The organism is Pseudonocardia sp. SID8383, from assembly GCF_009864975.1.
GTDB lineage: Bacteria > Actinomycetota > Actinomycetes > Mycobacteriales > Pseudonocardiaceae > Pseudonocardia > Pseudonocardia alni.
In genome coordinates this window covers 1-14,313 of sequence record NZ_WWFY01000002.1, presented here as the reverse complement: position 1 = coordinate 14,313, position 14,313 = coordinate 1, and the positions used below count along the sequence as shown (strand labels likewise).

Genomic DNA, 14,313 nt, shown 5'->3' with positions numbered 1-14,313 from the left:
GGGGATGCGGATCATGGGGTTCGGCCACGCCGTCTACCGCGGGCCGGACCCGCGCTCGGCGCTGCTGCGCGAGGTCGCCGCGGAGCTGGGCGGGCCGCTGCCCGCGCGGGCCGCCGACGTCGAACGGCGGGTGGCCGCCACCCTCGCGGAGCTGCGCCCGGACCACCCACTGTTCGCGAACGTCGAGTTCCACGCGGGCGTGGTGATGGAGGGCTGCGGGATCCCCCGCAGCATGTTCACACCGACGTTCGCGGTCAGCCGGGTCGTCGGCTGGTGCGCGCACGTGCTGGAGCAGGCCGCGCAGCGACGCCTGATCCGGCCCTCCGCGGTCTACGACGGCCCGCCGGCGCCCGAGCCGGTCCCCGCACGCGGGAGGTGACCCGGCTTGCCGGACGGGTGACCGGCGTGCTCATCTGATGGGTGACTCCCGCTTCAGCGGGGTCGTCCGCCGGCACGATCTGTCACCCACCACGGAGGTCGAGTGTTCCGGGCACGCCGTCCGCACCAGCAGCCCGAGAGCACCCACCCCGAGGGATCCGCACCGGTGCCGCCACGCCCCGGCGTCGCGATCGCCGTCCTGGCCTCCTGCGGGCTGCTCGTCTCGCTGGTCCAGACCATGGTCGTCCCGCTGCTCCCGCGGTTCCCGGAGCTGCTCGACGTCAGCGGGTCGACCGCGTCGTGGCTGATCACCGCCAACCTGGTCGCCGGCGCGGTGTCGGCGCCGGTGCTGGGGCGGCTCGGCGACATGTTCGGCAAGCGGCGGATGCTGCTCGTCGCGCTCGGCCTGGTCGGGGTGGGGTCGCTGCTCGGCGCGCTGGCGCCCGGGATCGGGCTGCTGCTCGTCGCCCGGGTGCTGCAGGGCGCCGCGTTCGGGGTGATCGCGCTCGGGATGAGCCTGATGCGCGACGTCCTGCCCGCCGACCGGGTCGGGTCCGGGGTCGGGCTGATGTCGTCCTCGCTCGGCTTCGGCGGGGCCATCGGGCTGCCGATCACCGGCGTCGTCGCCCAGTTCGCGAGCTGGCGCTGGCTGTTCGCCGGGGCCGCGGTGCTCGGTGTCGTGCAGATCCTGCTGGTCCGGTGGCTGGTGACCGAGTCGCGGCTGCGCACCGGCGGCCGGTTCGACGTGCCCGGGGCGCTCGGCGTCGGCGGGGCCCTGGTGTGCCTGCTGCTGGCGATCTCCAAGGGCAACGACTGGGGCTGGGCCTCCCCGACCGTGCTCGGCCTGTTCGCCGGCACCGTGGTGCTGGTGGCCGTGACCGTCCGGTACGAGCTGCGCGTCGCCGCACCGCTGGTGGACCTGCGGGTCTCGGCACGGCCCGCGGTGCTGCTCACCAACCTGGCCTCGGTGCTGGTGGGCTTCGCGATGTTCGCCGGGTTCGTGCTCGCCACCCAGATCCTCCAGGCGCCGGTCACGACCGGCTACGGGTTCGGGCTCTCGCTCGTCGTCGCCGGGCTGGTGCTGCTGCCGATGGGCGGGTCGATGGTGGTGTTCTCCTCGGCCTCGGCGCGGCTGTCGCGGCTGCGCGGCCCGCGCACCACGCTGGTGATCGGCACGCTCCTGCTGGGGGCGGGCAACCTCGCCTTCGCCGCGATGCCCTCGACGGTGCCGCTGCTGATGGCCGCCTCCACCGTGGCCGCGGTCGGCGCCGCGCTCGCCTACTCGGCGATCCCGCTGACGATCATGCGTGCGGTGCCGGAGTCGGAGACCGCCGCGGCGAACAGCCTCAACACCCTGGCCCGCCAGCTCGGCACGAGCTCGTGCACCGCGGTCGTCGCGGCCGTGACGGCGACGTACGTGCTCGGCGACGGCGGACCCCCCTCGGCGACGGCGTACACGATCTCCTTCGTCGCGGCGGGCGCCGCCGGGCTGCTCGCCACGGTGCTGGTGCTGCTCACGCCCGCACCGGCGGCGGAGACCGTCGCGGCCCCGGCCCCGGCCACCGCCCACGGCTGAACACCGGACCACCCGGGAACGGTGACCCGGAAACGGCGACCGCATTCCGCCGACGCATTCCCTCCCGGATGCCGCCCGCCGGTCCGGCCCGCCCGTCGCGACCCCGTGCGGGATCGTCCACATCGGAGGCTCGACACCGTCCTCCCCCGTTCGGACGATGGTGGACCCCACCAGGTGCGGGTGACGATCGCCGCCCGGACTGTGACGCCGACGACCACGCTCCCGCCTGCATGTGCACGCGTCGGGACCGACCGGCCACGCCCGGTGATCATTCCATTGTGGACGACCTCCGCCCGCCAACCTGCGGATCTGCGGAATTCTTTCGGGGAACCGACGAGTAGAACCGACCGGTAACATTCTCGCCGGTAACAGTCCGAGTTGACCGACCATCCGTGAGAGCGCACACTCGGCGGCCGGATCACATTCCGATCGTGACTGTTCATCGATAGCGTTGCAGGCACCGCAACCGATCCGATCGACCAGGCCGCACCGCGTCCCGCCTGGCGATTCCGCCGGTCGACGCCGCTGCTGGAGGTCGTCACATGAAACCGTTCGTGGTCAACAACCACGACCGACTGGTCTTTCCCGCCAATTTTCTCGGAGAACTCGACTTCTCCGTCATCGACGATATGGAGCAGTTCACCGCCATCGTCGGTCGCGATTTCGAGGCAAAGGCGCCCACCGGCACCGACATCCTCGAGCGGGTCACCAGCGGCGCCTACGAGAGCCGCTTCGCACTGCTGCGCGACATGAGCCAGAACCTGTTCTGGGTCAACCGGTACACGCTCACCATGTTCGAGAAGCGTCCGACCCGCTGGCGTGACCTCCCCCGCCACCGGAGCGACGTCTTCCTCCCGCTGCTCACCCCGTGGCGCGACGGTGACAAGAAGGTCCGGGCCGTCGCCGACGCCTTCGCCGCGCTCCCCAGCACCTGGGACGAGGCGACCGAGCGCCGCATCTTCGACCTCCTCTTCGACGTCTACGGCAACCGTCGCCACCACGCGACCGAGCTGCCGGCCGTCAAGCCGACCGTCGAGCAGTTCCTCACCACACCGGGGGCGCAGACCTTCGTCGTGCCGCAGCACGACCCGGACTACCCGGTCTTCTCCTTCACCGAGATCCTCGACGCCCACGCCGAGCGTCCCGAGCTCGAGGCCCTGACCCGCTGGGCCATGGTGCTGCACAACCAGTACCCCTGGGACCGTGCCGCCACCGAGCTGCGGACCGCCGACGAGATCGGCGACGACGAGTACGTCATCGCCTTCCACCCCCGCAACCGCGACGTCGAGCAGTTCCTGGACCGCGCCACCGGCACCCGTCCGGCGCGCCGGGGCCGGATCTCGACCCAGTCCGACCCGGTCGAGCCCGCCACCCCACTGCCGCCGATCCGGGTCCGTGAGGCGTTCGCGGTGCAGCCGAAGGTCGAGGCGCTCGCCGTCGTCCGGGGCGAACACGTCTGCTCCAACGACGACGTCGTCCGCAACTCCGCGTTCTCCTGGTCGCCGATGAGCGCCGACGAGATCTCCGCCAAGACCGGGATCGACCAGCGCCGCTACACCGAGCTGGACATCGAGGACCTGGCCTGGGCCGCCGCGGTACGCGCGCTGGAGCACTCCGGCCGTGACCGCTCCGAGATCGGCGCCGTACTCGTCGCCACCTGCACCAGCGAGCGGCTCATCCCGTCGCTGTCGACGTGGCTGTCCGGGCGGCTCGGGCTGCTCCAGACGCACTGCTCGGCCGACATCATCGCCGCCTGCGCCGGGCTGCCCTACGGCCTGTCCGAGGCCGTGCGCCAGCTGCAGGAGGTGAACCGGCCGGTCCTGCTGGTCTGCGTCGAGAAGTTCTCCGACAAGATTGGCAACGTCCGCACCTCGCGGATGATCTTCGGCGACGGCGCGGCCGCGATGGTGATCGCCCCGGCCGCCGAGGGCGAGCCCGGCGACATCGACCTGCTGCAGACCTACGCGTCGGGCCCGGACACCCAGGTGAACTCGATCATCTGGCCGAACCCCGAGTTCGACAACGACATCACCGTCTACGGCCCCGAGGTCAAGGCGCTCGTCGCCCGCTACCTGTCGCAGATGATCGGCGAGCTCACCGAGCAGGCCGGCCCCGACGGCGAGGGCTCGATGCTCGACGCCGTCGACCTGATCGTCCCGCACCAGGCCAACAAGACGATGATCCTGCAGCTGGCGGGCAAGGCGGGGCTCTCGGCCGACCAGCTGTACTTCAACATCGAGTCGATGGGGAACGTCTCCGCGGCGTCCATCCCGATCGCGCTGTTCGACTCCGTGGCCGACGGCGTCGTGTCCGGCCGGACCCGGGTCTTCGCGCCCGGCTTCGGGGCCGGAGCGGTGGGCGGCTACGCGGTGCTGGAGGTCGACCCGGCCGTGATGGCACCGGAGGTCCACCTGGACCCGACCGCCGCCGCACTGGCCGAGCCGGCCGTCGCACCGACCTCGGACGACGTCCGCATCGCCTTCGGCGAGTAGCCACGACCGGGTGACACGGGCCACAGTGGGCGGGAAGATCCCTGTCCGAGAGGTGAGCCCGCCCGCATTCCGGCACCGACCGGGCCACCGTCCGCACCGATCCGCCGACCGCACGACGACGATGTCGATGCGGCACACCGCCGCCGTCCCGTCGCAGCACCCGTAGGAGCAGTGAAGCCCAGCCATGTTCTCGCGCATCGCCATCGTCAACCGCGGCGAACCCGCCATGCGGCTGATCAACGCCGTCCGTGAGTGGAACGCCCAGAACGGGCCCGACCGCCGCCTGCGCACGATCGCGCTGCACACTGCCGTCGACCGGCGGGCGATGTACGTCCGTGAGGCCGACGAGGCCGTCCTGATCGGGCCGGACGACCCGGACCACATGGGCACCAGCCCCTACCTCGACCACGCCGAGCTGGAGCGCGCGCTGCGCGCCACCCGCGCCGACGCGGTCTGGCCGGGCTGGGGCTTCGTGTCGGAGAAGGCCGACTTCGCCGAGCTGTGCGAGCGGCTGGGGATCACCTTCGTCGGCCCGTCGGCCGAGGTGATGCGCCGGCTCGGGGACAAGATCGCCTCCAAGCAGCTGGCCGAGTCGGTCGGCGTCCCGATGGCGCCGTGGTCCGGCGGTCCGGTGGCCGACGTCGAGACGGCGCGCAAGGCCGCCGAGACCGTCGGCTACCCGCTGATGGTGAAGGCGACCGCGGGCGGCGGGGGACGCGGCATCCGCTACGTGCCGGGCCCCGAGCAGCTCGACGAGGCCTTCGAGCGGGCCGCGTCGGAGGCGTCGAGGACCGCCGGGGACGCGACCGTGTTCCTGGAGCGCGCGGTGTCGGGCGGACGGCACGTCGAGGTGCAGGTCGTCGCCGACGCCACCGGCGACGTCTGGACCCTCGGGGTACGCGACTGCTCGGTGCAGCGGCGCAACCAGAAGGTCATCGAGGAGTCGGCGTCCACCGCACTCGACGCCGACCAGGAGGCGCTGCTGCGCAGCTCGGCCGCCCAGCTGGCCCGCGCCGCGGGCTACGTCAACGCCGGCACCGTCGAGTTCCTCTACCAGCCCGAGGAGAAGCTCCTCTCCTTCCTCGAGGTCAACACCCGGCTGCAGGTCGAGCACCCGGTCACCGAGGCGTGCACCGGCGTCGACATCGTGAAGCTGCAGCTGCACGTCGCCGCGGGCGGCACGCTCGCCGAGGTCGCACGCGAGGTCCCGGCGGCCCAGGGCTGGGCGATCGAGGCCCGGCTGACCGCCGAGGACCCGGAGCGCGAGTTCGCGCCCGCCCCGGGCCGCATCGAGCACCTGGCGCTGCCGTCCGGTCCCGGCATCCGGGTCGACACCGGCGTCGCCGCCGGTGACGTCATCCCGCCCCAGTTCGACTCCATGATCGCCAAGGTGATCGCCTGGGGCCGCGACCGCGACGAGGCCCGCGCGCGGCTGTCCCGGGCCCTGCGCCAGACCTCCGCGGTGATCGACGGCGGCTCCACGAACAAGGCGTTCCTGCTGGACCTGCTCGACCGCGACGAGTTCCGCTCGGGCGAGCTGCAGACCACCTGGCTCGACACGATGATGGCCGACGGCTACGCGCCGCCGCGCCGCCTCGACGTCGCGCTGCTCGCCACCGCCGTGCAGAGCCACGACGGCCACGTCGCCCGCCAGCAGGAGCGGCTGTTCCGCTCCGCCGAGGCCGGCCGGCCCGAGGTGGGCTACGAGACCTGGCACCAGACCGACGTCACCGTCGCCGGGCAGTCCTACAAGCTGACGGTCGCCCGCACCCGCGCCGGCCGCTACACCGTCGAGCTGGACGGCGTGTCGGTCGACGTCGACGTCGAGCGCAACGGCGCCTACGAGCGCCGGCTCACCGTCGGCGACCTGTCCTGGACCGTGCTGTCGGTCGCGCAGGAGGCGGACTACCTCGTCGAGGTCGACGGCGCCGTGCACCGCATCTCCGGCGGCGAGGCCGGCATCGTCCGCGCCCCCGCCCCGGCGATGGTCGTCGCGCTGCCGGTCACCGCGGGCCAGACCGTGTCCGAGGGCGACACCCTCGCCATCGTCGAGTCGATGAAGCTGGAGACCTCGCTGCGGGCGCCGTTCGACGGCACCGTCGCCGAGATCCTCGTCCCGGCCAACACCCAGGTCGACGGCGGCACCAAGCTCGTGCGGCTGGAGCCGTCGGCCGACGCGGACGCAGCAGGCCCCAGCGGGGAGCGCGCCGACCTGTCCGCGTTCGCCGCGGCCGGCGCCGACACCGACGCCGCCGCGACCGCGGCCGACGCGCTGTCCGCGCTGCGCTTCCAGGTGCTGGGCTTCGACGTCGACGAGCGCCAGGCCCGCCCGCAGCTGCGCCGCCTCACCGCCGCCCGCGACCAGCTGGCCGCCGACGACCCGGCCGTGCTGGCCGGGGAGACCGCCGTCCTACAGATCTTCGCCGACCTGTGCCAGCTCTCGCGCAACCGGTCCGAGACCGACGACGAGACCGGCGAGACCGAGCGCAACCCGCAGGAGTACCTCTACGCCTACCTGCGCTCCCGCGACGCCGACGACGAGGGCCTGCCCGAGTCGTTCCAGGCCAAGCTGCGCCGGGCGCTGGCCCACTACGGCGTCACCGAGATCGACGGCGGGACCGGCCGTGCCGACGACCTGGGCCCGGCGCTGTACCGCATGTTCCTGGCCCACCGCCGCGCGCCGCAGCAGGTGCCGGTCGTGCTGGACCTGCTGAACTGGCGGCTGCGCCACCCGGAGTCGGTCGCGAACCTCTCCCCCGCGGCGCGCGAGGACTACCTGCGCACCCTCGACGAGGTCGTCGTCGCCACCCAGCTGCGGCACCCCGTCGTCGGGGACACCGCGCGGCTGGCCCGCTACCGGGCGTTCGACGCCCCGGTCGTCGCCGCCGAGCGGGACCGGGCGCTGGCCGAGGTCCGGGAGAGCCTGGACGTGCTCGCCTCGGACCCGGAGACCGCGGACCGGGCCCGCCGGATCGACACCCTCGTCGGGTCCTCGGAGCCGATCCTGGGCGTGTTCGGGGAGCGGCACGACGCCGTGCTGCTCGAGGTCATGACCCGGCGCTACTACCGGGTGCGGGTGCTGCGCGACCTGGAGCTCGTCGAGCACGCGGGCAAGCCGCTGCTGACCGCCCGCTACCAGCACCTGGGCCGGGACCGCACGGTCTTCGCCTCGGTGATCGACAACAACGACCCGGCCGCCGCGCAGGCCGTGTCCGACGAGCTGCGCCGCCGCGTCGGCGAACTCGACGGGGACCGCACCGCGCTCGTCGACCTCTACGTCACCTCGACCAAGGCCGACGACGGCGGTGACCCCGACGCCCGCGCCGAGCGCGTCCGCGCCGCACTGGGGAAGGTGCCCGCGCACCTGCACCGGGTCGCCGTCGCCGTCCGCCCGAACCCGCGCGCCGCGGGGACGGCGAGCGAGGAGGCCGAGCCGCCGACCTGGTTCACCTTCCGGCCCGACGAGACCGGCGAGCTGGTCGAGGACCGCACGCTGCGGGGCATGCACCCGCTGGTCGCGGACCGGCTGCGGCTGTGGCGTTTCCGCAACTTCGAGCTGCACCGACTGCCCGCCGCCACCGACGTGCACCTGTTCCGGGCCACCGGCCGCGAGGTCACCGCCGACGACCGGCTGGTCGCGATGGCCGATGTCCGCGAGCTGACCGTGCTGCGCGACGAGGAGACCGGGAAGGTCCGCTCGCTGCCGCAGTTCGAGCGCGCGCTCGACGCCTGCATCAACTCGCTGCGTGCCGCACGCGCCGGGGACCGCACCCTCGCCCGGATGTCGTGGAACCGGATCGCGCTCTACGTGTGGCCGGAGGTCGACGTCCCGCTCGCCGAGCTGGACTCGGTGGTCCGCCGGCTCGCGCCGCGCACGGCCAACCTCGGTCTGGAGCAGGTCCTCGTCGAGTTCCGCACCGCCGACCCGCAGGTCACCGGCGGCCAGGGCGGTCCGCGCTCGATGCTGCTGCGCATGTCGCGCCCGCCCGGCGCGGGGCTCACGGTCAAGCTCGACCAGCCCCCGACCGAGCCGATGCGCGAGCTCGACGCCTACGACCAGAAGGTGCTCAAGGCCCGTCGCCGCGGCGCCGTCTACCCGTACGAGATCGTCCCGCTGCTCACCGCCCCGGTCGACGCCGGCCCGGGCACCTGGCAGGAGTACGACCTCGTCGACCCGGCCGACCCGGCGCTGCCGGTGCCGGTCGACCGCGCCCCCGGCGGCAACAGCGCCAACCTGGTGCTCGGCGTCGTCTCGGTGCCGACCCGGCGCTACCCGGACGGGATGAAGCGGGTCGTGCTGCTCGGCGACCCGACCCGGGCGCTCGGCGCGATCGCCGAGCCGGAGTGCCGCCGCGTGATGGCCGCGATCCACCTGGCCCGCGAGCTGGACGTGCCGATCGAGTGGTTCGCCGTCTCGGCGGGCGCGAAGATCGCGATGGACTCCGGCACCGAGAACATGGACTGGATCTCCCGGGTGCTGCGCGGGATCATCGAGTTCACCCAGGACGGCGGGGAGATCAACGTCGTCGTCACCGGCATCAACGTCGGCGCCCAGCCCTACTGGAACGCCGAGGCGACGATGCTCATGCACACCAGGGGCATCCTGGTGATGACGCCGGACTCGGCCATGGTGCTGACCGGCAAGCACTCGCTGGACTTCTCCGGCGGCGTCTCGGCCGAGGACAACTTCGGCATCGGCGGCTACGACCGGATCATGGGCCCGAACGGGCAGGCGCAGTACTGGGCGCCGGACCTGGGCGGCGCCGTGGGCGTTCTGCTGCAGCACTACGCCCACACCTGGACCCAGCCGGGCGAGCGGTTCCCGCGACCCGCGCCGACCACCGACCCGGTCTCCCGCGACGTCACCACGGCGCCGCACTCCGGGCCGAACTGCGACTTCACCACGCTCGGCGAGATCTGGGCGCCGGAGACCAACCGGGAGCGGAAGAAGCCGTTCGACATCCGCTCGGTGCTGCGCGGCGTCGCCGACGCCGACCACCCGACGTCGGAGCGGTGGGCCGACATGCACGACGCCGACTCGGTCGTCGCGCTCGACGCCCACCTCGGCGGCCAGCCGATCGCGATGATCGGCATCGAGTCGCGGCCGCTGCCGCGGCGCGGGCCGCGCCCGGTCGACGGGCCGTCGCAGTTCACCGCCGGGACGCTGTTCCCGCGCTCGTCGCGCAAGTGCGCGCGGGCCATCAACGCCGCGTCGGGCAACCGGCCGCTGGTCGTCCTGGCGAACCTGTCCGGTTTCGACGGCTCGCCGGAGTCGCTGCGCGGCCTGCAGCTGGAGAACGGCGCCGAGATCGGCCGGGCCATCGTCAACTTCGACGGCCCGATCGTGTTCTGCGTGGTCTCCCGCTACCACGGCGGCGCGTTCGTGGTGTTCTCCGGAACGCTGAACGACAACATGGAGGTCGCCGCGATCACCGGCTCCTACGCCTCCGTGCTCGGCGGGGCGCCCGCCGCGGCCGTCGTGTTCGCCGGCGAGGTCAACGACCGCACCGCCAAGGACGAGCGGGTCACCGACCTGGAGACCCGGATCAAGCAGGCCGTCACCGACGGGGACGAGGCGACGGCGGCACGGCTGCGCGGCGACCTCGCCACACTCCGCCCCGACGTCCGCTCCGAGAAGCTCGGCCAGGTCGCGGACGAGTTCGACACCAAGCACTCCATCGAGCGGGCGCAGTCCGTCGGCTCGGTGCACCGGATCGTCTCCCCCGACCAGCTCCGGCCGTACCTGGCCGACGCGGTCCAGCGGGGCATGAAGCGCACTCTCGACACCCTTGGAGGAAACGCATGACCGCGATCACCGATACCCACCCGGAGCAGCGCGTCGCCATCGTGACCGGGGGTGCGCGCGGGATCGGCGCCGCGATCACCACCGCGCTGGCCCGCACCGGGGTGCACGTCGCCGCGGGGTACTCGTCGAACTCCAAGGCCGCCGACGAGCTGAAGGGCAAGCTGGAGGCCGAGGGCGCGTCGATCTCGGTGCACCGGGGCAACGTCGGCTCGCCCGAGGACTGCCAGCGGGTCGTCACCGAGGTCCTGGAGCAGCGGGGCCGCGTCGACTACCTGATCAACAACGCCGGCATCACCGTCGACAAGACCGTCCGCAAGCTGACCGTCGACGACTGGCACGCCGTGCTGCGGATCAACCTGTCCGGGGCGTTCTACATGACCAAGGCCGTGCTGGAGCACATGACCGGCAACGAGTTCGGCCGGATCGTGAACATCTCCTCGGTGATCGGCCAGACCGGCGCGATGGGCCAGGCCAACTACGCCTCGTCGAAGGCCGGCCTGATCGGCTTCTCGAAGTCGCTGGCCCAGGAGGTCGCCCGCAAGGGCGTCACCGTCAACTGCGTCGCGCCGGGCTTCATCGAGACCGAGATGGTCGCCGCCGTGCCGGAGAAGGCGCTCGAGAAGATCGTCTCGAAGATCCCGGTCGGCCGCCTCGGCCAGGCCGACGAGATCGCCCGCGCCGTGCAGTTCCTCGTCGACGACCGCGCCGGCTACGTGACCGGCTCGGTGATCAGCGTGAACGGCGGGCTGGACATGGCGTCCTGACCGTCGTTCTCCCCGGCCGAGGGCCTCGCACAGTGTCGTGCGGGGCCCTCGTGCGTGCTCAGGGGCCCGTGGTCGCCCGGGTGTAGCGGTCGGCCAGTGCGCGCAGCCGCGCCACCAGCTCCGGTGGCTCGGTGACGTGGAAGTCCAGGTCGAGCAGCCCGATGTACACCGCGACGGTCTCGATGCTGTCCGCCCCCGTCACGAGGACGCAGTGCGTGTCGTCGACCTCCTCGACCGCGCCGACGGCCGGGTTGATCCGGGCGAGCACCGTCGCCGCCGATGCGTCGACGGTGATGCGGACGTGCACCTGCCACCCGGTCGACGCGGCCTCCCGCAGGACCAGGGCCGGGTAGTCCCCGCCGGGCAGCGGGTCCGGGACGAACCGGCGGCCGGTCGCCGTGCGCGGGCGGACCAGGTCGACCCGCCACGTCCGCCACCCGCCGTCGAGCCGCCCGACCAGGTACCAGCGGCCCTGCCAGGAGACCATCCGGTACGGCTCGACCGTGACCGGCCACTCCTGCCCGGGCAGGTCGAGCCGCACGCAGGTGTGGTCGCGGATCGCAGTGGCGAGCTCGGTGAGCACCGCCGGGTCGACCTCCGGATCCGGGTCGACGGTGTCGGTGTTGCGCGGCCCCGCGACGGTGCCGTCGTGGATCGCGGCGACGCGGCGGCGCAGCCGGTCCGGGAGCACCTGGTCGAGCTTGGCCAGGACGCGGTCGCCGCTGTCCCCCAGCCGCCCGCCGCTCGCGCTCACGGTGCGCAGCCCGATCGCCACGGCGACGGCCTCGGCGTCGTCGAGCTGCAGCGGGGGCAGCCGCGCGCCGGGCCCGAGCCGGTAGTGCCCGGCGCCGCCACGGACGGCGTGCACCGGGTAGTCGAGTCCGCGGAGCCGGGCGACGTCGTTGCGGATGGTGCGGGTGCTGACGCCGAGCCGCTCCGCCAGCTCCGGCGCGGTCCACTCCGGCCGGCTCTGCAGCAGCCCGAGGAGCGCGAGCATGCGGGCGGCGGTGTCGGCCACGAGAACCTCCGGATCCGGTCGCGGACAGGAAGGGAACGTGCCTGTTCAACCGGCACCGTAGTACCCATGACGCCGTTCACCGTGCAGATCCCGCAGTCCGACCTCGACGACCTCGCCGACCGTCTGTCCCGCACCCGGTTGCCCCGTCCCGCGCCGGGAGACGACTGGACCTACGGCACCCCGGACGCGTGGCTGGCCGCGACCGTCGCGTACTGGCGCGACGGGTTCGACTGGCGGGCCCAGGAGGCCCGGATGAACGCCCACCCGCAGTACCGCACCGAGATCGACGGCCAGGTCCTGCACTACCTGCACGTCCCCTCGGCCGAGCCCGGCGCGACGCCGGTGCTGCTGCTGCACAGCTGGCCCGGCTCGTTCGCGGAGTTCCTCGACGTGATCGGCCCGTTGACCGACCCGGTCGCACACGGCGGCCGCGCCGAGGACGCCTGCTCGGTGGTGGTGCCCTCGTTGCCCGGGTTCGGCTTCAGCACCCCGCTCGCCGAGGGCGGCTGGACCACCGCCCGGATCGCCGCGACGCTGGACACCCTGATGCGCCGGCTCGGCTACCCCTCCTACGGGGCGCACGGCAGCGACGCCGGGGCGCTCGTCGCGCGGGAGCTGGGCCTGCTCGACCCGCCCGGGTTCCTCGGGCTGCACGTGCTGCAGCTGTTCTCGTTCCCGTCGGGCGACCCGGCCGAGTTCGAGCGGCTGGGACCGGACGACCACGCCGCGCTGGAGTTCATGCAGTGGTTCTCCTCGGTCGGCGGCTACAACGGGATGAACGCCTCCCGCCCGCAGACGATCGGCGCGGCGCTGGCCGACTCACCGGTCGGGCAGCTGGCCTACTCCGAGCTGTTCGCGTCCTTCGGCAACGGCACCGCGCTGGTGACCCGTGACCAGCTGCTGACCCAGGTGTCGCTGTACTGGCTGACCAACACCGCGGCGACCTCGGCCAGGATCTACTTCGAGGACGCACGCGCCGGCGCGGAGCCGCGGGTGAACCACGCCCGGACCGGGGTGGCCGTGTTCGCCTCGGACTTCCGGACCGTCCGGGTGTTCGCCGAGCGCGACAACAGCCGGATCGAGCACTGGAGCACCTTCGACGAGGGCGGGCACTTCGCCGCCCTGGAGCGGCCGGCCGACGTGGCGGCCGACATCCGGGCGTTCTTCGCCGGTTGAGGGGCGCTCAGCCGCGGCTGCAGAGCCCCTCCGGTTGAGGGGCGCTCAGCCGCGGCTGCAGAGCCCCTTGGCCGCCAGCACCCGCGCGACGGCGGTGTCGTTGGCCTGCGCCGTGATCCGCCCCTCGGCCAGCGCCTTCTCCGCGGCGTCGAGCAGCGGGGCGACCGGGGTGACGTTGGAGAACAGCGCCATGTCCGCGCCGGCGGTCAGGGCCCGGGTGGTGGCCTCGGCGAGCCCGAAGCGATCGGTGATCGCCTTCATCGCACCGAGGTCGTCGGTCATGGCGAGGCCGTCGAACCGGTAGTCCTCGCGCAGCAGCCGGTAGGCGGCCGGGGCGATGCTGGTGGGCACGTCGGTGGTCAGGCCCGGGACGTCGAGGTGGCCGAGCATGACCCCGACCCGCCCGTCGAGCGGCTTCCCCGGTCCGACGAGGTCGGAGTAGGGCCGGAGGTCACCGGCACGCAGCTGGTCCAGCGGCGGAGTGCTCACCGAGCCCTTGTGCGAGTCACCGGAGCTGTGCCCGTGGCCGGGGAAGTGCTTGAGGACCCCGAACACCCCGCCGGCCTGCTGTCCCTCGGCCCAGGCCGCGGCGTAGCGGGTGACGGTGGCCGGGTCGTCGGAGAACGAGCGGTCCCCGATGACGGCGGTGCGCGGCTGGTCGGAGACGTCGACCGACGGCGCGAGGTTCCAGGTGACACCACGTGCCTTCAGCTGTCCGGCGCGCTCGCGGGCGATCCCGGTGACCTCCTCGGGGCTGCCGGACGCGGCCATCTGCCGGGCGCTGGGGACCTCGCCGTCGAGCTCGTCGATGCGCTGGACACGGCCGCCCTCCTCGTCGACGGCGACGGCGAGCGGCGTGCGGGACGCCTTCTGCAGCGCCGCGAGCCGGTCGTCCTGCAGCAGCGCGGTCGCGTTGCCGCCGAGGAACACCCCGCCGACCTGCGACCCCCGCACGATCGCGGTGGCGCCGGCCGGGTCGGCGGCGTCCACCCCGACCATCAGGCGCTGGGCGAGCCGGTCGCGCGGGGACAGCGCCGCCACCATCGGGGCACAGGTGTCCGGGTCCGGCTGTGCCGCCGGCGCCGCCTGCGGCTGTGCACCCG

8 protein-coding genes are annotated in these 14,313 nt (G+C 73.3%); 6 read left to right on the top strand and 2 right to left on the bottom strand.

The window, feature by feature from the left end; translation table 11 throughout:
• From GTW08_RS00240 to GTW08_RS00220, 5 genes are all read left to right on the top strand, one after another.
• The coding region (locus GTW08_RS00240) for a citrate/2-methylcitrate synthase (protein WP_275938961.1) at nucleotides 1–379 on the top strand (379 nt) is incomplete at its 5' end.
• Between the two features lie 102 nt (nucleotides 380–481).
• Entirely contained in the window at nucleotides 482–1,954 is a 1,473-nt protein-coding gene (locus GTW08_RS00235) for an MFS transporter (protein ID WP_337826473.1), read from the top strand.
• Between the two features lie 542 nt (nucleotides 1,955–2,496).
• Nucleotides 2,497–4,446: a 3-oxoacyl-ACP synthase III family protein gene (locus GTW08_RS00230; RefSeq protein WP_161151215.1), complete on the top strand. Its 1,950-nt coding sequence runs from the start codon at nucleotides 2,497–2,499 to the stop codon at nucleotides 4,444–4,446.
• A gap of 184 nt (nucleotides 4,447–4,630) precedes the next feature.
• The gene (locus GTW08_RS00225) at nucleotides 4,631–10,252 is read left to right on the top strand and encodes a biotin carboxylase N-terminal domain-containing protein (RefSeq protein WP_161151214.1); all 5,622 of its coding nucleotides are present in this window, start codon (nucleotides 4,631–4,633) and stop codon (nucleotides 10,250–10,252) included.
• Nucleotides 10,249–11,016 carry a beta-ketoacyl-ACP reductase gene (locus GTW08_RS00220; RefSeq protein ID WP_161151213.1) on the top strand — a complete coding sequence of 256 codons (768 nt, stop codon included), beginning with the start codon at nucleotides 10,249–10,251 and terminating at the stop codon, nucleotides 11,014–11,016. The genes GTW08_RS00225 and GTW08_RS00220 overlap by 4 nt, the downstream gene beginning before the upstream one ends.
• A 58-nt stretch (nucleotides 11,017–11,074) precedes the next feature.
• Here the strand turns inward: GTW08_RS00220 and GTW08_RS00215 are convergent, their stop codons facing one another.
• Nucleotides 11,075–12,034 (bottom strand): helix-turn-helix transcriptional regulator, encoded by a 960-nt coding sequence (locus tag GTW08_RS00215; protein WP_073575494.1) that lies wholly within the window; start codon nucleotides 12,032–12,034, stop codon nucleotides 11,075–11,077.
• A gap of 66 nt (nucleotides 12,035–12,100) precedes the next feature.
• Between GTW08_RS00215 and GTW08_RS00210 the strand changes: the two genes are divergently transcribed.
• Nucleotides 12,101–13,210, top strand: coding sequence for an epoxide hydrolase family protein (locus tag GTW08_RS00210; RefSeq protein ID WP_161151212.1), 1,110 nt, complete (start codon nucleotides 12,101–12,103; stop codon nucleotides 13,208–13,210).
• A 45-nt stretch (nucleotides 13,211–13,255) separates the two neighbouring features.
• Here GTW08_RS00210 and GTW08_RS00205 read toward each other — a convergent pair.
• A partial coding sequence (locus GTW08_RS00205; protein ID WP_237453417.1) for a glycoside hydrolase family 3 N-terminal domain-containing protein occupies nucleotides 13,256–14,313 on the bottom strand: 1,058 nt, incomplete at its 5' end.